Annotated in this window: 14 protein-coding genes; 5 read left to right on the top strand and 9 right to left on the bottom strand. The window is 68.1% G+C overall.

The features are described 5' to 3' along the window. Positions 1–13: 13 nt before the first annotated feature. The 4 genes from ATSB10_RS08430 to ATSB10_RS08415 form a co-directional block, all read right to left on the bottom strand. A complete protein-coding gene (locus ATSB10_RS08430; RefSeq protein WP_063672063.1) occupies positions 14–577 on the bottom strand; it encodes a hypothetical protein in 564 nt (187 codons plus the stop codon). Further along, positions 574–1,113 carry a GNAT family N-acetyltransferase gene (locus tag ATSB10_RS08425; RefSeq protein ID WP_063674400.1) on the bottom strand — a complete coding sequence of 180 codons (540 nt, stop codon included), beginning with the start codon at positions 1,111–1,113 and terminating at the stop codon, positions 574–576. Before ATSB10_RS08425 ends, ATSB10_RS08430 begins: the two co-directional genes overlap by 4 nt. Positions 1,114–1,126: 13 nt before the next feature. Further along, on the bottom strand, positions 1,127–1,597 hold the full coding sequence (locus tag ATSB10_RS08420; RefSeq protein WP_063674399.1) for an SET domain-containing protein-lysine N-methyltransferase: 471 nt from the start codon (positions 1,595–1,597) through the stop codon (positions 1,127–1,129). 117 nt (positions 1,598–1,714) lie between these two features. Further along, positions 1,715–2,035 carry a ComEA family DNA-binding protein gene (locus ATSB10_RS08415; protein WP_017463236.1) on the bottom strand — a complete coding sequence of 107 codons (321 nt, stop codon included), beginning with the start codon at positions 2,033–2,035 and terminating at the stop codon, positions 1,715–1,717. 214 nt (positions 2,036–2,249) lie between these two features. Here ATSB10_RS08415 and ATSB10_RS08410 point away from each other — a divergent pair, with 214 nt between their 5' ends. From ATSB10_RS08410 to ATSB10_RS08390, 5 genes are all read left to right on the top strand, one after another. Further along, on the top strand, positions 2,250–3,671 hold the full coding sequence (locus ATSB10_RS08410; RefSeq protein WP_063672062.1) for a M20 family metallopeptidase: 1,422 nt from the start codon (positions 2,250–2,252) through the stop codon (positions 3,669–3,671). A gap of 2 nt (positions 3,672–3,673) precedes the next feature. Continuing rightward, positions 3,674–4,387, top strand: a complete 714-nt coding sequence (locus ATSB10_RS08405) for a YggS family pyridoxal phosphate-dependent enzyme (protein ID WP_063672060.1) — start codon at positions 3,674–3,676, stop codon at positions 4,385–4,387. Between the two features lie 170 nt (positions 4,388–4,557). Beyond that, positions 4,558–5,217: a C40 family peptidase gene (locus ATSB10_RS08400; RefSeq protein ID WP_063672058.1), complete on the top strand. Its 660-nt coding sequence runs from the start codon at positions 4,558–4,560 to the stop codon at positions 5,215–5,217. A gap of 160 nt (positions 5,218–5,377) precedes the next feature. Then, positions 5,378–5,908: a lactoylglutathione lyase gene (gloA, locus tag ATSB10_RS08395; protein ID WP_063672056.1), complete on the top strand. Its 531-nt coding sequence runs from the start codon at positions 5,378–5,380 to the stop codon at positions 5,906–5,908. Between the two features lie 64 nt (positions 5,909–5,972). Then, positions 5,973–6,587: a rhomboid family intramembrane serine protease gene (locus ATSB10_RS08390; RefSeq protein WP_063672054.1), complete on the top strand. Its 615-nt coding sequence runs from the start codon at positions 5,973–5,975 to the stop codon at positions 6,585–6,587. Between the two features lie 66 nt (positions 6,588–6,653). Here the strand turns inward: ATSB10_RS08390 and rapA are convergent, their stop codons facing one another. The 5 genes from rapA to ATSB10_RS08365 all read right to left on the bottom strand — a co-directional run bounded on the left by rapA (position 6,654) and on the right by ATSB10_RS08365 (position 17,167). Next, entirely contained in the window at positions 6,654–9,494 is a 2,841-nt protein-coding gene (gene rapA, locus ATSB10_RS08385; protein WP_063672053.1) for an RNA polymerase-associated protein RapA, read from the bottom strand. 72 nt (positions 9,495–9,566) lie between these two features. Then, entirely contained in the window at positions 9,567–10,244 is a 678-nt protein-coding gene (locus ATSB10_RS08380; protein ID WP_063672052.1) for a Fe2+-dependent dioxygenase, read from the bottom strand. Between the two features lie 16 nt (positions 10,245–10,260). After that, positions 10,261–12,552, bottom strand: coding sequence for a catecholate siderophore receptor Fiu (locus ATSB10_RS08375; RefSeq protein WP_063672051.1), 2,292 nt, complete (start codon positions 12,550–12,552; stop codon positions 10,261–10,263). 267 nt (positions 12,553–12,819) lie between these two features. Continuing rightward, positions 12,820–14,943 carry a M13 family metallopeptidase gene (locus ATSB10_RS08370; protein ID WP_063672050.1) on the bottom strand — a complete coding sequence of 708 codons (2,124 nt, stop codon included), beginning with the start codon at positions 14,941–14,943 and terminating at the stop codon, positions 12,820–12,822. Between the two features lie 100 nt (positions 14,944–15,043). Further along, positions 15,044–17,167 carry a M13 family metallopeptidase gene (locus ATSB10_RS08365; RefSeq protein ID WP_063672048.1) on the bottom strand — a complete coding sequence of 708 codons (2,124 nt, stop codon included), beginning with the start codon at positions 17,165–17,167 and terminating at the stop codon, positions 15,044–15,046. Between the last annotated feature and the right edge of the window lie 43 nt (positions 17,168–17,210).

Genomic DNA, 17,210 nt, shown 5'->3' with positions numbered 1-17,210 from the left:
CGATCCCGGTCGCTCAGTCGGCCGGGATCGTGCGGAAGCGCACCAGCAGCAACTCGCCCCCACCCTCCAGCCGCAAGCGCTGGCCCGTCCCGGAAGGAAGCCAGGCCGGTACGTCGGTGGCAAGCTCCCAGTCCGACGTGCCCAACTGCACCGTGGCGCGGCCGGCAAGCAGCCAGGCCAGCCAGCCCTGGCCGGTCGTGGGAAGCAGCATGGGTCCCTGCAGCGGGCGTGCGATCAGTTCGGCGCCTTCAGGGTGGCCGCCCTCCAGGCGGACGACGCGCGTGGGCTCGTGCAGATGCAGTGTCTGTCCTGGGTGCAGGCCTGCCACCTGCAGTCGCAGCAATTGCCGGCCGTCGGCAGCGTCCAGCGTCAGCGGTGCGTCGAGGGGTGCGAGCTGGGTCGGGGCGTCGTCGCGAAACGCGGAATGGATCCCGGGACCGAGATGCTGGAGATGCAGCCGCCATGGCGAAGCGGCATGGCCGTGGCGGTCCGCCGAGGCCAGTTCGATGCCGGCCGCGTGGCCGCTGGGATCCGGCACTGCCGGCAGCGTGCGCAACGTGACCGGGCCGGCGTTCATGCCCAGGCGCGGCGGGGCTCGCGGAACGGTGGGTAGTAGGCGAACACGTGCGTGTTGCTGCCGTAGAAGTCCATGTCCTCGATGTGCTCGCCGCCCAGTCGCTCGGCGACGCGGTCGGAGGCTTCGTTGCCGATGCGCACCAGGCTGATCACGCGCCTGGCGTGCAGGGTGTTCCAGGCGAAGTCGAGGATGGCGGCACCGGCCTCGGTGGCATAGCCGTGGTGGCGATGCTCGGGCTTGAGCATCCAGCCCATCTCCAGGTCCGGCCAGCCCTCGGGGTACATCAGCCCGGCGCGACCGAGGAACTCACCGGTTTCCTTCAGCTCCAGCGCCCACATGCCGCAGCCACGCAATTGCCAGTGGCCCAGCAGCATGGCCAGCGAGCGCCAGGCGTTGGTGCGGTCCAGTGGCTGGCCGTCGCCGATCCAGCGGGTGCTCTCCGGATCGGCCAGCATGGCGGCGTAGTCGTCGAAGTGCCGCTCGGTGAGCGCGGTCAGGCGCAGACGTGCCGTTTCGATGGTGGGGATGTTGGACATGGCCATTCGGTTTTCAGCGACGGCTATCCAGCAGTCGGCTGAGTGCTTGCGTACTTGAGGCCAGGGCGTCCTCCCAGGCCAAGCCCACGATTCTCTCACCTGTGACCGAATCCACAAAATCCTCCGCCTCGCCGGGCGGCAGCAGATGTCGGTAGTCAACGGTCACCTCGGTGCCGGCCGGCAGGTCGGTCAGCGCGAAGATGAATCCCAGATGCCAAAGCCCGGTGGGCGAGAAGCTGTGGTTGACGTAGCACTCGTCGGGCCAGTCCGGCGACACCGTGTAGCGGTCCTCGAACCAGCGTGCGCTGGCGTGGCGCAGGGCGGCGAGCTCAGGATCGCTCTCCAGTTCGGCGTGGCGCCAGGTGCGGTCGATCGCGTCGGGCGCGGTGATGATGCTGCCGGCGCGAACCGCTTCGTCGAGGAACAGGCCCTGGCCGGCACCGCCAATGGTGGAGGCGGCGATGCGGTAACGCGGAAGAATCATGGAAAGCACGGCGCTCGGGGCCCGGATCGGGCGCGGCGGAGTGTAGCGCAAGCGCGGCGGGTCGCCAGCGACCCGCCGCGCCGCCCCATCCATGGGTCGGGGACTCCTTCGGGGGGATTACTTGGCGCTGGCCTTGTGCTTCACCTTGGCGGCTTTGGCCGGTGCGCCGGCGGCGTTGCCGCTGAACTGGATGGCCTGCTGGTTGCGCTTGAGCGTGGCCGGGCCCATGCCCTTCACCTGGGCCAGGTCGTCCAGCGTCTTGAACGGACCATGCGCCTCGCGCCAGGCCACGATGGCCTTGGCCTTGGCCGCGCCCACGCCGTCGAGCGAGCTGGCGATGGTGGCCGCATCGGCCTTGTTGATGTTGACCGGGGTGGCAGCGATGGCCGGCAGGGTGATGGCCAGCGCAAGGGCGGCGGCGAGCAGGGTGCGAAGCATGGCGTTTCCTCCGTGAAAGCGGGACAGGGGCCGAATCGGGCCGTGGAGCACTGTGCGGCAACCGCGGCGGCGCCGATGCCGGTGCGGACCGCATTCGGCCCGGGAGCCGGCCGGCCGAGACTGTGGGCATGCCCCGACCCCGGTGTCGGACCCGGGAGGACGCCGGGTGGGCGCTGTTACAATGGCAACCTTTGCCAGCATCACGGAGTTGCCGATGGATACCACCCGCCTTTCCCGTTTCGTCAGCGGCCTGTGGGACGACGAGATCGTGCCGCAGCTGGTGGAGTACATCCGCATTCCCAACAAGTCGCCGATGTTCGACAAGGACTGGGTCGCCCACGGCTACATGGACCAGGCCGTCGAGCTGATGTCGAGCTGGGCCCGCGGCAAGCTGGCCGCGTTCCCCGGCGCCACGCTGGAGGTGGTGCGGCTGGAGGGGCGGACGCCGCTGATCTACATCGAGGTGCCGGGCGAGGGCGACGACACCGTGGTGCTGTACGGCCACCTGGACAAGCAGCCGGAGATGACCGGCTGGGCCGACGACCTCGGTCCGTGGAAGCCGGTGATCAAGGGCGACAGGCTCTACGGCCGCGGCGGTGCCGACGACGGCTACGCGATCTTCGGCTCGCTCGCCGCGCTGCTGGCGCTGCGCGAGCAGGGCATCGCGCACAGCCGCTGCGTGATCCTGATCGAGGCCTGCGAGGAGTCCGGCAGCTACGACCTGCCGTACTACGTCGACCATCTCGCCGACCGCATCGGCAACCCGTCGCTGGTGGTCTGCCTGGATTCGGGCTGCGGCAACTACGACCAGCTGTGGCTGACCACCTCGCTGCGCGGCATGACCGGCGGCGAGCTGACCGTGCAGGTGCTGGAAGAGGGCGTGCACTCGGGCGATGCCTCGGGCGTGGTGCCGTCGAGCTTCCGCATCCTGCGCGAGCTGCTGTCGCGACTGGAGGATCCGGCCACCGGCCGGATCGTGCCGAAGGAGCTCTATGTCGACATCCCGGCCGAGCGCGTCGAGCAGGCGCGCCACTCCACCGAGGTGCTGGGCACGGCGATCTACGACAAGTTCCCGTTCGTCGAGGGCATGCAGCCGGTCACCGACGACCTGGTCGAACTGGTGCTCAACCGCACCTGGCGTCCGCAGCTGGCGGTCACCGGCGTCGACGGCATGCCGCCGCTGGAAAGCGCCGGCAACGTGCTGCGTCCGAAGACCGCGGTGAAGCTCAGCCTGCGCGTGCCGCCGACGCTGAACGGCTCGAAGGCCGGCGACTTCGTCAAGCAGCTGCTGGAGAAGGACCCGCCGTACGGCGCCAAGGTCAGCTTCAAGGTGGAGAAGGACGGCAGCGGCTGGAACGCGCCGCAACTCTCGACGTGGCTGGCCGAAGCGGTGAAGGAGGCTTCCGAGCACTACTTCGGTGCGCCGGCGGCCTACATGGGCGAGGGCGGCTCGATCCCGTTCATGGGCATGCTGGGCGAGAAGTTCCCGCAGGCGCAGTTCCTGATCACCGGCGTGCTCGGTCCGCACTCCAATGCGCACGGTCCGAACGAGTTCCTGCACATTCCCACCGGCAAGAAGGTGTCGATGGTGGTGGCCGAGGTGGTGGCCCGGCACTACGAGAAGCAGGGCAAGTAAGCATGTCGGGGACGGTCGATCCGGTCGCGCTCGCCGCCAACCTGGCGGCGGTGCGCGCGCGGGTCGACGCGGCCTGCCTTGGGGCGGGCCGCGATCCGGCCGGGGTGCGCGTGCTGCCGGTCAGCAAGACCTTCGGCGCCGAGGCGGTGCGTGCGGCGTTCGCCCTGGGCGAGCGCCGCTTCGGCGAGAACCGCGTGCAGGAAGTGCGCGAGAAAGCGCCGCTGCTGGCCGATTGCGCGCTGGAGTGGGTGATCATCGGTCCGCTGCAGACCAACAAGGCCAAGGATGTCGCGCGCCTGGCACACGAGGTGCAGACGCTGGACCGGATCGAGCTGGCCGAAGCTTTGGATCATCGCCTGCAGCTGGAGGGGCGCGCCATCGACGTCCTCGTGCAGGTGAAGACCTCGCCGGAAGAGAGCAAGCACGGGCTCGCCGCGGAGGCACTGCCGGGCCTGCTGGCCGCATTGCGTCGCTTCGATACGCTGCGCGTGGGCGGCCTGATGACCATTGCCACGCATACCGACGACGAGACCGAGGTGCGCCGCTGCTTCCGGCAGCTGCGCGAGCTGCGCGATGCGATGGCGGCTGCGGGACACGATTTGCCGAGGTTGTCGATGGGCATGAGCGGCGACTTTGCCCTGGCCATCGCCGAAGGAGCGACCGAGGTACGCATCGGCAGCGCGATCTTCGGTGCGCGGCCGGCCATGACCGGCTGAGTCACGTTTCAGCGATCCGCATCGCGAATCGCGGGGGGAATGCTGACCTTCGGGGTTTAGTTAACCTCAATCCAACAAACCCGCCGGTCCGCTTTGATAGCTTTCGCCAGCTGTCCCCGGTCTGCGTGTCGCTGGTCGGGATTCCGACCTTCCGCGAGGGGCTGTCCCGCATGACGATCAAGCCGTTGACCGCGCTCGCTGCGCTGGCCATCGCCATGTTCGCCGCTCCGGTGCATGCCGCCGACGCCGCCGTCCCGACACCGTCGATGACCCCGGTGGTCGCTCCGCTGACCCAGGTGTTGCCGCTGGCCGATCCGGCCTCGAAGCTGGCCCTGGCGGTGTTGCCGACCGATCCGGCCGCACTGCTCGCCAGCGGCGAGGCCCGGTCAGGAAACGCCGGTACGGAAGCGGCCAGCCTGCGCCAGTCGCTGATCGGCCTGGCCATGACCCTGCGCCACATCCGCTACGTCCGTGGCGGACGGACCCCGTCGACCGGTTTCGACTGCAGCGGCTTCGTGCACTACGTGTTCGCCCAGGCCGTCGGCATGAACCTGCCGGCCAATGCTGCGGCCCAGTTCCTGGCCGGGTTCAAGGTGAGCCGCAAGGACATGCAGCCGGGCGACCTGGTGTTCTTCCGTACCGCCGGCCGGCGCGGTCGCATCTCGCACGTGGGCATCTATCTCGACAACGGCCGGTTCATCCACTCGCCCTCGCACGGGCAGACCGTGCGCGTGGACAACCTGGCCGATGCCTACTGGGCCCGGCACTTCGCCGGTGCCGCCCGCCCCGAAGGGCTGGCCGATGTCAGCCCGGTGCCCGGCAAGAGCTGAGCCACGATCCAAAGCATGATCCGACAGGGCCGCCGCATGGCGGCTTCTTTTTGCCTGCGGCCGGGAGTCGCAGGTGCCCGGCGCGTGCCGGGGTGTTGTGCCCTGTCGCCCGGCCCCCATCTCATCGGTCTGTACCCGTCACTTCCGAGGAGCCCCTGCGATGCCGTTGTCGACCCTGCTGGACCTGCCCGGCGTGACCGCCCAGCCGGAGGCCGCCACCCATGGCTATGTGTTCAACCACACCATGATCCGGGTGAAGGACGTCGCGGCCTCGCTGGACTTCTACACGCGCGTGCTCGGCTTCACGCCGGTGCACCGGCAGGTATTCGAGGAGGCGAAGTTCACCATCTACTACCTGATGCTGCGGGCCGATCGCGCGGCGATCCCCGACGACGACGCCGAGCGGCTGGAGTGGGTGCTGGGCCAGCCCGGCGTGCTCGAACTGACCTACAACCACGGCACCGAGGACGACCCGGATTTCCACTACCACGACGGCAACGGCGAGCCGCGCGGCTTCGGCCACCTGTGTGTGTCGGTGCCGGATGTGCATGCCGCCTGCGCGCGCTTCGAGGCGCTGGGGGTGCCGTTCCAGAAGCGCCTTTCCGACGGGCGCATGAAGCACATCGCCTTCATCAAGGATCCGGACGGCTACTGGATCGAGATCCTGCAGCCGGCGCGTTTCGTCGGCTGAGTCCGGAACCGCCGCGACGTGGCGCGGTCCGTGCCACGCCCGTCCCCCGACTGGAAACGCATCGATGCCCCTCTCGCTTGCCCCGGTGACCCGGAACCTGCTGATCGCCAACGTGGCGATCTTCCTGTTGCAGATGGTGATGCCCGGCATCGCCGGCTGGCTGGCGCTGTGGCCGCTGGGCAGCGGGTACTTCGAGCCGTGGCAGATCGTCACCGGCGGGTTCCTGCACGGCGGCTTCGCCCACATCGCGTTCAACATGCTGGCGCTGTACATGTTCGGCAGCCAGATCGAGCGGCTGTTCGGCTCGCGCCAGTTCACCGTGTACTACTTCACCTGCCTGGTGGTGTCCTCGCTGCTGCAGCTGGTGGTGCTGCGCTGGTTCATGCACGACTTCCAGACACCGACGGTGGGCGCGTCCGGGGCGATCTTCGGCCTGCTGCTCGCCTTCGGCATGTTCTATCCGCACGAGAAGGTCTACTTCATCCTGCTGCCGATCCCGATGCCGGCCTGGCTGTTCGTGATCCTCTACGGCGGGCTGGAGCTTTTGTCGGGCGTATTCGGCTGGATGCCGGGCGTGGCGCACTTCGCCCATCTCGGCGGGATGCTCGGCGGCTGGGTGCTGATCCAGTACTGGCGCGGCAAGCTGCCGATCAAACCGCGGCGACGGCTAATGTGGTGAGGTTTCGCCGGGACACGAAAAAGGCGGCCGGGTGGCCGCCTTTTTCGTAGTGCGGGGGTAGTCCGCTCAGCGCAGCGCGAGGAAGTCCGCGCTGACCACGAAGCGCACCGCATCCAGCCGCAGGCGGGCCTTGGGCAGCGCGTCGAGCAGGGCGTTGCGCTCGGCCTGCACCAGGGCGATCTCGGCCGCGCTGATCGACGGGTTCACCGCCCTCAACGCCTGCAGCCGGGCCAGTTCGGCGTCCAGCGTCTCGCCGGCCAGCGCCGTGGCTTCGGCCACCCGTTCCTGCGCCTGCGCGGTGGCGACGGCTTCGGCCTTTTCCAGCATCGGCGGCACCAGCTTGTTGAGGAATTTGCGGTAGCGAGCCACCTCGATGTTGCGGTCGGCGGCCTTGCGCAACGCGATCTCGCTGGGCTGGAAGTCGGGCCGCTCGGCCAGCCGGGTGTCGATGGTCACCGGCAGCGGCAGCACCGGCAGGAAGCGTTCGGCGTCGAGTGCGCGGTCGGCCACGCACTCCAGCACGAACACCGCCTGCAGCAGGGCGCTGCGCGGCCCCAGCGCGTCGTCCACCATGAACGCGGCATTGCCCTGTTCGCCGGACAGCACCAGGTCCATCGCGCCGAGCACCAGCGGATGGTCCAGCCGCAGCAGCGGCAGCTCTTCGCGGGCCAGCGCGGTGTCGCGGTCGAAGGTGACCGAGATCGGGCCTTCCGCGAAGCCGGGCAGGGCATCGGTGGACAGGTACTGCGGGTCGAGCAGCAGCACCTTCGGCCCCAGCTCCTCGGCGTGGATGCCGAACTGCTCGAGCAGGCGCTGGATGAAGGCATCGCGGGCCGGGTCGACATCCTCGCGGCGGAACGCCTGGGCCAGTTCCTCGGCGTGCAGGTCGCGGCTGGAGGCCAGTTCCAGCAGGTGGTCGCGACCCTCGCGGATCAGCGCGGCCAGCTCCTCATGGCTGGCGCGGGTCTCGGCAACCAGCACGTCCAGTTCCTGGTCGCGGCCATCGGCGCTGCGCGCGTGCTCGTCGGCCAGGCGGGCGAGTGGCTCGCCATAGCGTCGCAGCAGCTCACGACCGTCGGACGGACTCACGCGGAACGCATCCAGGCCCTCGTCGTACCAGCGCGCCAGCACGTGCTGTGCGCTGCCCTCCACGGCGAGCACATGGATCGAGATGTCGTGACGCTGGCCGATGCGGTCCAGTCGGCCGATGCGCTGCTCGAGCAGATCCGGATCCAGTGGCAGGTCCCACAGCACCAGATGGTGGGCGAACTGGAAATTGCGGCCCTCCGAGCCGATCTCCGAGCACAGCAGCAGGCGCGCACCGTCGGGCTGGGCGAAGAACGCCGCGTTGCGGTCGCGCTGCACGATCCCCAGCCCTTCGTGGAAACGGGCAATGCCGGCGCCGGTACGCGTGCGCAAGGCTTCTTCCAGCGCCAGCACCTTGGCCTGGCTGCGGCAGATCAGCAGGAACTTGGCCTGCGGGTGCGCCTCCAGCAGATCGACCAGGGCCTGCAGGCGCGGATCGTCGGCATAGTCCAGGGTAAGCGCGGGCGGCGGCTGCTGGATGTCGGCATGGAACTCGGCCAGCAGCGCCTGGCGGCGACTGTCGTCAAGCGTGTCCGCGTCGATCAGGTGCCAGGCCGGTACACGCTGCGGGAAGCCGCCGATGCCGGCACGGCGGTTGCGGAACATCGCGCGGCCGGTGCCGTGGCGGTCGATCAGCGCGGCGAGGATGGCACGGGCGTGCTCGGGTGCCACGGTCTCGGCGAGCTGGCCGGTGAGCTCGGCATCGTCGGCCAGCACGCTGGCCAGCAGGCTGCGGTCCTCCACGGTGAGCGGCTGGCCCTGGGTCAGCCGGTCGGCCACCTGCGACAGGGCCTGGAAGCCGTCCGATTCGGCCAGGTAGGCGTCCAGGTCGCTGTAGCGCTGCGGGTCGAGCAGGCGCAGGCGGGCGAAGTGGCCGCTGCGACCGAGCTGCTCCGGCGTGGCGGTGAGCAGGATCACGCCCGGCGTCTTCGCGGCGAGCTGCTCGACCAGCGTGTAGCGCGGGCTGGCCGCTTCCGGGGTCCACTCCAGGTGGTGCGCTTCGTCCACCACCAGCAGATCCCAGCCGGCGTCGAGCAGTTGCTGCGCGCGCTTGGGCGAGGACTCCAGGAAAGCGAAGTCGGCGATCACCAGCTGCTCGTCCTCGAACGGGTTGCTGCCCGGCTCGGACTGCTCCAGCGCCTCGCAGCGCTCCTCGTCGTAGATCGCGAAGCTCAGGTTGAAACGGCGCAGCAGCTCGACGAACCACTGGTACACCAGCGTGTCCGGCAGCAGCACCAGTGCACGCGACGCGCGGCCAGTGGCGAGCTGGCGGGCCAGGATCATGCCGGCCTCGATGGTCTTGCCCAGGCCCACTTCGTCGGCCAGCAGCACGCGGGGCGGCCGGCGCGCGGAGGCGATGCCGGCCACGCGCAGCTGGTGCGGGACCAGTCCGACACGCGCCGCACCCAGCCCCCAGCTCGGCGAGCGGCGGGCCTCGGCGCGCCGGCGCAGCGCATCCAGGCGCTGCTCGAAATGGGATACCGGATCGGTGCGGCCGCCGATCAGGCGGTCGTCGGCCTGGCTTACGGCCTGCTCGTCGTCGAGCTGACCTTCCTCCATCTCGCGACCCTCGCCGCGGTACACCAGCAGACCCTCGCGCACGTCCACGCGCTCGACCAGGAAGGAGATGCCCTTGCCGGCGATGCGCTGGCCGGGACGGAATTCGGCGCGGACCAGTGGCGCGGACTCCATCGCATACGGCCTGAGCACGCCGGCCTTGGCGAACAGCACCTGCACGCTGCGTCCCTGGACGCGCAGCACGGTGCCGAGGCCGAGCTCCGGCTCGGCAGTGGAGATCCAGCGTTGACCGGGTACGAACATTGAAAAACCGCGTGTCGATAAAGGGCGTCGATTATCCGCCCCTTGTCGCGCGCAGGGAACAGCGGCGTGCGATCAGGTCTGCGACCACTCGCGCAGCAGGTTGTGGTAGACGCCGGTGAGCTGCAGCACCGCCACCTCGTCGCCGCCGGCCGCGCGCAGTCGCGAGATGGCCTGGTCCAGCTCCAGCAGGGTGCGCCGGTGCGCCAGGTCGCGGACCAGGCTCTGGATCCAGAAGAAGGCCGCCAGTCGCGCGCCGCGGGTGACCGGGGTGACCCGATGCAGGCTGCTGGACGGGTAGAGGATGGCGTCGCCTGCGGGCAGCTTCACTGCGTGCTCGCCGTAGGTGTCGCTGACCACCAGCTCGCCGCCGTCATAGTCTTCCGGTTCGTTGAGGAACACCGTGCAGGACACGTCGCTGCGCAGCTGGCTGCCATCGGCCAGCGCCATCACGGCACCGTCGACATGGAAGCCGTACTCGCCGCCGCCCCGGTAGCGGTTGAAGCGGGGCGGCAATTGACGCGCCGGCAGCGCGGCGGCATGGAACAGTGGATGCCGGGACAGCGCCGCCTGCACCACTGCGCCCAGTTCATGGCGCAGCGGCGAGCTGTCCGGCAGCTGCTCGTTGCGCTTGACCCGGGCGCCCTGGGCACCGACGGTCTCGCGACCGTCGGTCCAGTCGGCCGCTTCCAGCGCCTGTCGCAACGGGTCGACCTGCGCTGCGCTCAATACGCCGGGAAGATGCAGAAGCATGGGAACCTCGTCCGGATCAGAAGCGGAAATTGACGGTCAGCATCGCCGAGCGCGGCGCCCCCGGGGTATAGCGGTAGCCGCTCTTGTTGATCGCGGCGACGTAGGAGCGGTCGAACAGGTTGTAGAGGTTCAACTGCAGGTCGAGGTGCCTGCTCACCGGGTAGCTGGCCATCGCGTCGACCACCCAGTAGGCATCGGCGTAGGCCGGCGTGCCGATCGCGCCATCGCTGCCGCGCTTGAGCTTGCCCGAGTAGCGCGCGCCGCCACCGATGGTCAGGCCGAACGGCAGGTGGTAGGTGGTCCACGCGGTGAACGCGCTCTTCGGGGTGTAGGCCAGTGCATCGGAGCCGTCTTCGGCCACCGCGATGCCGTTCTGCACGGTCGCGTCCATCGTGGTGAGGCCGGCGCTGACTGCCCAGTTCCTGGTGATTTCGCCGACTGCGGTCAGCTCCACGCCCTGCACCCGCTTTTTGCCGATCTGGTAGTAGACCGAGGTGTCGACCGGGTCCTGCACCAGCTCGTTGCTCACCGCGGTGCGGTACAGCGCGCCGGTGACCAGCAGGCGGCCGTCGAGCAGGTTCCACTTGCTGCCCAGCTCGATCGTGCGGGCCTTCTGCGGATCGAGGTTGGGGTTGTCCAGGCTGTTGGCCGAACCGCTCAGGGTGAGCGTGCTGCCGCCCGGCGGCTCCTGCGACTGTGCGAGGTTGAGGTAGATGCTGCTGTTGGTCGTCGGCTTGTACAGCACGCCGAGTTTGTAGTTGGGCAGGGTGCCGCGCTTGCGGGCATCCACGCCGGGCACGATGCTGCCCGCCGGCAGGCTGCCGCAGGCCGGGCCGCGACGTCCGCCACAGACCACCATGCTGGAGAAGTCGGTGCTGTAGCGGTCCAGTCGCGCGCCGGCGTTGACCTGCCAGTGCTGGCCGAATTTCAACGTGTCGAACAGGTAGGCCGCCACGGTGTTGGTCTTGCCGGAGCTGTAGGCTCCGTTGCGTGCATACCGCAGGCCGCCGACGCCGGCATCGGGGTGATAGAGATTGGCCGCCGGCCAGGTGCTGCCGTCGATCGTGGCGATGCCGATCGTGGTGGCCTTCTCCTGCGACAGCTCGACGCCGGCGCTGAGGTCCTGCGCCACGGTGTCGCCGTCGAAGTGCGCGGTGACATTGGTCTGGTTGGCCAGGATGCGGTTGGCCTGGTGCTTGAACGTCGGGTTGCTGCGGGCGACGGTCCAGGTCGACGGATCGGCCGGATCCGGGGTGAGCAGGTTCGCCGCCGAGGCCATGAACGAGGTCAGCAGGTAGTCCTGCCGGGTGCGGCCCCAGCGGGTGGTGTTGCTCAGCGCCACGTCCGGCGAGACGTCGTGCTGCACGATCGCGGTGAACATGTCCGCGGTGACGTCGTCGTGGTCCTGCGAGGTGCCGTAGAAATTGCCCGGGTCGACCTTCGGTGCGTCACCGATGAAGGGGCGGGACGGGTCCGGGCTGGTGTAGCCGGGCAGGCCGATGGTGGAGACGCCGCCATCCGGCACGTTGGTCTGCTTCACGTGCAGCGCATCGAGATAGACACGGGTCGGGGTGCCGATGCCGAAGGCGAGCGAGGGCGCGACGCCCCAGCGGTCGTTCTTCACCCGGTCGCGGCCCGGCACGCCGCTGTTCTGGCCCATCACGTTGAGGCGGAAGGCCGAATGCTCACCGGTCTGCTGATTCCAGTCAGCGGTGCTGCGCCTGTGCTGGCCACTGCCGTAGGAGACCGAGGCCGTCACGCCTTGGCCCAGCTCCGGCTGCTTGCTGACCAGGTTGACCGCGCCGGTGGGAGCGGTGCGGCCGTACTCGGTGCCGTCCGGTCCCTTGGTCACTTCGACCTGCTCGATGTTGAACACGTCGCGCGAGATCGAGCCGAGGTCGCGCACACCATCGACGAAGATGCTGCCGGAGGTGTCGAAGCCGCGCATGTAGATGGCGTCGCCGGTGCTGGTCGAGCCGTTCTCGCCGACGTAGAACGTGCCCACGCCGGGGCTGTTGCGCAGCGCCTCGGTCAGCGTGGTCGCGCCCTGTTCCTGCAGCAGCTCCTTGCTGATCACGGTGATGGTCTGCGGCGTGTCCAGCAGCGGCTGGGTGAACTTGGGCGAGGACAGCGTATCGACGCGATAGTCCGGCGCGCGGTTGGCCTCGACCTTGAGGCCGGGCAGGGTGCGGGCCTGTGCGATCTGCGCGTCGGTGTCGACAGCGCCGGCGGTCTGGGCGGCCGCCATGCCGGCGAGCAGGGCGGCGGCGGTGGGAAGGGTGTGCTTGCGCGCGGTGATGAAAGCCATGCCGATGTCCTTGTTGCTTCGGTTCGCCGGTCCGGTCGGCTGTTGCAGGCAAAGCGTCACCTTCCGATGAGCTCCTCGAGGAGGCATCGGAGACCGGGGCGGTGTGATGCGCTGGCGACCGTGGGGCGGGCTGTGCGCGGATGTCCTCATGTTATCTAAATGAGAATGATTTGCAACAATATTCGCAATGATGGCAAAGAAAAGGCCCCGCACTCGCGTGCGGGGCCCGTTGGCTCAACCGTGCCGGGCGGCTGCCCGGCGGGGGTCTTACCAGATCTTCACCTGCTGGTCGCCGGAGCGGACCATCGGATCGGTCGGCTTGCACTGGAACGCGGTGGCGAAGGCCGGCATGTTCGACGGCGCACCGATCGCACGCAGCGAAGCCGGGGCGTGCGGATCGGTGTTCAGGCGCAGCAGCGCTTCCTTCTCGCGGATGTTGCCGCGCCACACGCGGGCCCAGTTGAGGAAGAAGCGCTGGTCCTCGGTGTAGCCGTCGATCTTCTTGCCGGCTTCCTCCGGATGCTGCTTCAGCGCCTGTTGCAGGGCGTCGTAGGCCACGTTCAGGCCGCCCAGGTCGGCGATGTTTTCGCCCAGGGTCAGCTTGCCGTTGACGTGCGCGTCCGGCTTGTCCTTGATCGGCGTGTAGGCGTTGAACTGCGCCACCAGCTTGTCGGTGCGGGCGTCGAACTTGGCGCGGTCGTCCTTGGTCCACCAGTTCACGTTGTTGCCGGCGCCGTCGAACTGGCTGCCCTCGTCGTCGAAGCCGTGGCTGGCCTCGTGGCCGATCACCGCGCCGATGCCGCCGTAGTTGATCGCGTCGTCCGCCTTGGCGTCGAAGAACGGCGGCTGCAGGATCGCGGCCGGGAAGTTGATCGTGTTGTCGGTCGGGTTGTAGTAGGCGTTGACCGTCTGCGGGGTCATGCCCCACTCCTTGCGGTCGGTCGGCTTGCCGATCTTGTCGATGTCGTAGCGGTAGTTGAACTTACCGGCCGCCATCACGTTGGCGTAGAAGTTGTCCGGGGTGACGCTCAGGCCGTCCCAGCTGCGCCACTTGTCCGGGTAGCCGATCTTCGGCAGGAAGGTGTTCCACTTGGCGATCGCCTTTTCCTTGGTCTCGGCGCTCATCCAGTCGAGGTTCTCGATGCGCGCCTTCAGCGCGTTGCGCACGTTGTCGACCAGCTCCTGCGCGCGGGCCTTGGCTTCGGGGGTGAACTCCTTCTTCACGTACAGCTCGCCCAGCGCCATGCCCATCGCGCCGTTCACCGTGCCCAGCACGCGCTTCCACAGCGGCTTCTGCTCCGGCTGGCCGGACAGCGTCTTGCCGTAGAAGTCGAACTTGTTGTCCTGGAACGCGGTGCTGAGATACGGCGAGGCGTCGTCGATCACGTGGAAGCGCAGGTAGGCCTGCCACTGCGACACCGGCGCCTTGGCCAGCAGCTTGTCGAACTCGGCGAAGAACGCCGGCTGCGACAGCGAGAAGCCCTTGTCGATGGTCACGCCCTGGTCCTTGAAGAACTCCTCCCACTGGAAGTGCGGGGTGACCTTGTCCGCCTCGTTCACGCTGACGAAGTGGTACTGGTTCGACGGCTCGCGCAGATCCACCGGCGCCAGCGACGCCTTGGCCAGCTCGGTCTCGAACGCCATCACCTGGTCGGCCTGCTTCTTCGCGTCGGCCTCGGATACGCCGGTCAGCTGCAGCGTCTTGGCGATGTAGTCGAGGTAGGCCTTGCGCTCTTCGGCGTGCTTCGGATCGAGGTAGTAGTCCTTCGTCGGCAGACCCAGGCCGCTCTGGAAGGTGTAGCCGATCTGCGTCTCGGCGTGCTTGAAGTCGGCACCGGAGCCGAACGCGAACACCTGCTGGTCGCCGTCGGCAAAGCTCTTCATCAGGTAGTCGGCCACGTCCTTGCCGTTCTTCAGGCCGGCGATCGCCTCGAGCTTGGGCTTGATCGGAGCGAAGCCGGCCTTGTCGCGGGCCGCCTCGTCCATGCCGGACTGGTACAGGTAGCCGATCTTCTGCTCGATCGAGCCGGCCGGGGCGGTGGTGGCGTTCTTGGCGGCGTTCTCGACGATCTCGTGCTGGGTGTTGAGGCTGTCCTCGGCCAGCTTGTCGAAGGCGCCCCAGCGGGTGCGGTCGGAAGGAATCGGGTTGGCGGCCACCCACTTGGCGTTGACGAAGGTGTTGAAGTCCTGGCAGGCCTCGCTGGCCGGGCCGAGTTCACTCACGTCGAACACGCTCTTGGTGGCAGGCGCTGCGGCAGCGGTGGCTGCAGTGGAGGCCTTGGCCGGTGCGGTCGGGGCCGGCGTTGCAGCCTGCTCATGCTTGCCGCACGCGGTGAGGGACAGGGTGAGTGCGAGCGCAAGCGCGGTCGGCTTCAGGAAGGAATGGGACATGGATATCTCTCTGGCGGAAACGGGAGCCGGTCCGGAGACCGGAAAAGACAACCGCCCCGTCATGCCGCCGGTGGGCGGCATGACGGGGCGGCAAGGGCGATTACCAGATCTTCACCTGCTGGTCGCCGGAGCGGACCATCGGATCGGTCGGCTTGCACTGGAACGCGGTGGCGAACGCCGGCATGTTCGACGGCGCGCCGATCGCGCGGAATTTCTCCGGCGAATGCGGGTCGGCGTTGAGGTAGACCATCTGCGCCTTGTCGCGGATCGAGCCACGCCACACGCGGGCCCAGTTGAGGAAGAAGCGCTGGTCCTCGGTGTAGCCGTCGATCTTCTTGCCGGCTTCCTCGGGGTGGTTCTTCAGCGCGGTCTGCAGCGCGTCGTAGGCGATGTTCAGGCCGCCCAGGTCGGCGATGTTCTCGCCCAGGGTCAGCTTGCCGTTGACGTGGAGGTCCGGATGGCTGGGGATCGGCGCATAGGCGTCGAACTGCTTGACCAGCTTGTCGGTGCGGGCGTCGAACTTGGCGCGGTCTTCCTTGGTCCACCAGTTCTCGTTGTTGCCGTCGCCATCGAACTGGCTGCCCTGGTCGTCGAAGCCGTGGCTGGCCTCGTGGCCGATCACCGCACCGATACCGCCGTAGTTGATCGCGTCATCGGCATTCGCATCGAAGAACGGCGGCTGCAGGATCGCGGCCGGGAAGTTGATCGTGTTGTCGGTCGGGTTGTAATAGGCGTTGACCGTCTGCGGGGTCATGCCCCATTCCTTGCGGTCGGTCGGCTTGCCGATCTTGGCGATGTCGTAGTCGTAGTTGAACTTGCCCGCCGCTTCCATGTTGGCGTAGTAGTCGCCCTTGCTGATGGTCAGGCCGTCCCAGCTGCGGAACTTGTCCGGGTAGCCGATCTTCGGCAGGAACTTGGACCACTTGTCCAGCGCCTTGGCCTTGGTCTCGGCGCTCATCCAGTCGAGATTCTCGATGCGGGTCTTCAGCGCATTGCGCACGTTGTCGACCAGCTTCTCCGCGCGCTCCTTGGCTTCCGGCGGGAAGTACTTGGCGACGTACAGTTCGCCCAGCGCCATGCCCATCGCGCCGTTGACCGACCCCAGCGCCAGCTTCCACTGCGGCTTCTGCTGCGGCTGGCCGCGCAGGGTCTTGCCGTAGAAGTCGAACTGCGCGTCGACGAACGGCTGCGACAGCGCGGAGGCGGCGCCGGAGATCGTGCGGGCCTTGAGGTAGGCTTTCCACTCGGCCAGCGGGGCTTTGGCCAGCAACTGGTCGAACTCGGCGAAGAACTTCGGCTGCGACAGCGAGAAGCCCTTGTCGACGGTCACGCCCTGCGCCTTGAAGAAGCCGTTCCAGTCGAAGTGCGGGGTGACCTTGTCCGCTTCCTTCACCGTCACGAAGTGATACTGGTTTTCCGGCTTGCGCATCTCCACGCGCGGCACCGAGTGCGCGGCCAGCTCGGTTTCGAACTTCATCGCCAGGTCGGCCTGCTTGGCCGCATCGGCCGGCTTGTCACCGGTCAGTTCGAACAGCTTGGCGAGGTACTTCACGTAGGCGTCGCGCAGATCCTTCTGCTTCGGGTTGCTGTAGTAATCCGGGGTGGGCAGGCCCAGACCGCCCTGCTCTGCGTAGCCGATCTGGATCTTGGCATCCTTGAAGTCGGCGCCGGAGCCGAATCCGAACACCGCGCCATCCCCCTTGGCGAAGGACTGGTTGAGCCAGGCGGGCAGGTCCTTGTTCGACTTCAGCGCGTCGATCCCGGCCAGGTCCGATTTGATCGGGTCGAAGCCGGCCTTGTTGCGTGCATCCATGTCCATCGCGGAGGAGTACAGCCAGCCGATCTTCTGCTCGATCGAGCCGGCCTTGGCGCTGTCGGCGTTCTTGGCGGCGTCCTCGACCAGCTGGTGCTGGTCGGCCAGGCTCTTTTCATAGAGCACGTTGAACGAGCCCCACGAGGTCTGGTCGGCCGGGATCGGGTTGGCGGCGATCCACTTGGCATTGACGAAGGTGTTGAAGTCCTGGCACGCCTCGCTGGACGGGCCCAGTTCGCCGACGTCGAACACGCTCTTGGGCGCGGCCGGGGCGGCGGCCTTGGCGACCGTTGCGGCCTTGGCCGGTGCGGTTTCGGCAGGCTTGGCCGCGTCCTCGTGCTTGCCACAGGCCGAGAGCGAGAGCGCGAGGCTGACGCCGAGCGCCAGCGGTTTCAGGAACGGCTTGGTCATGGGATTCCCTCTGTGGATGATCCGTATACGGATGGAACGGAAA

This window comes from Dyella thiooxydans, from assembly GCF_001641285.1.
Taxonomy (GTDB): Bacteria; Pseudomonadota; Gammaproteobacteria; order Xanthomonadales; family Rhodanobacteraceae; genus Dyella_A; species Dyella_A thiooxydans.
The sequence above is the reverse complement of the archived record's forward strand: the minus strand, read 5'-3'. Positions and strand labels throughout refer to the sequence as shown.

Coding starts and splice junctions, on each gene's coding strand:
- ATSB10_RS08430 (WP_063672063.1), bottom strand. CDS start 577: ATGAACGCCGGCCCGGTCACGTTGCGCACGCTGCCGGCAGTGCCGGAT.
- ATSB10_RS08425 (WP_063674400.1), bottom strand. CDS start 1,113: ATGTCCAACATCCCCACCATCGAAACGGCACGTCTGCGCCTGACCGCG.
- ATSB10_RS08420 (WP_063674399.1), bottom strand. CDS start 1,597: ATGATTCTTCCGCGTTACCGCATCGCCGCCTCCACCATTGGCGGTGCC.
- ATSB10_RS08415 (WP_017463236.1), bottom strand. CDS start 2,035: ATGCTTCGCACCCTGCTCGCCGCCGCCCTTGCGCTGGCCATCACCCTG.
- ATSB10_RS08410 (WP_063672062.1), top strand. CDS start 2,250: ATGGATACCACCCGCCTTTCCCGTTTCGTCAGCGGCCTGTGGGACGAC.
- ATSB10_RS08405 (WP_063672060.1), top strand. CDS start 3,674: ATGTCGGGGACGGTCGATCCGGTCGCGCTCGCCGCCAACCTGGCGGCG.
- ATSB10_RS08400 (WP_063672058.1), top strand. CDS start 4,558: ATGACGATCAAGCCGTTGACCGCGCTCGCTGCGCTGGCCATCGCCATG.
- gloA (WP_063672056.1), top strand. CDS start 5,378: ATGCCGTTGTCGACCCTGCTGGACCTGCCCGGCGTGACCGCCCAGCCG.
- ATSB10_RS08390 (WP_063672054.1), top strand. CDS start 5,973: ATGCCCCTCTCGCTTGCCCCGGTGACCCGGAACCTGCTGATCGCCAAC.
- rapA (WP_063672053.1), bottom strand. CDS start 9,494: ATGTTCGTACCCGGTCAACGCTGGATCTCCACTGCCGAGCCGGAGCTC.
- ATSB10_RS08380 (WP_063672052.1), bottom strand. CDS start 10,244: ATGCTTCTGCATCTTCCCGGCGTATTGAGCGCAGCGCAGGTCGACCCG.
- ATSB10_RS08375 (WP_063672051.1), bottom strand. CDS start 12,552: ATGGCTTTCATCACCGCGCGCAAGCACACCCTTCCCACCGCCGCCGCC.
- ATSB10_RS08370 (WP_063672050.1), bottom strand. CDS start 14,943: ATGTCCCATTCCTTCCTGAAGCCGACCGCGCTTGCGCTCGCACTCACC.
- ATSB10_RS08365 (WP_063672048.1), bottom strand. CDS start 17,167: ATGACCAAGCCGTTCCTGAAACCGCTGGCGCTCGGCGTCAGCCTCGCG.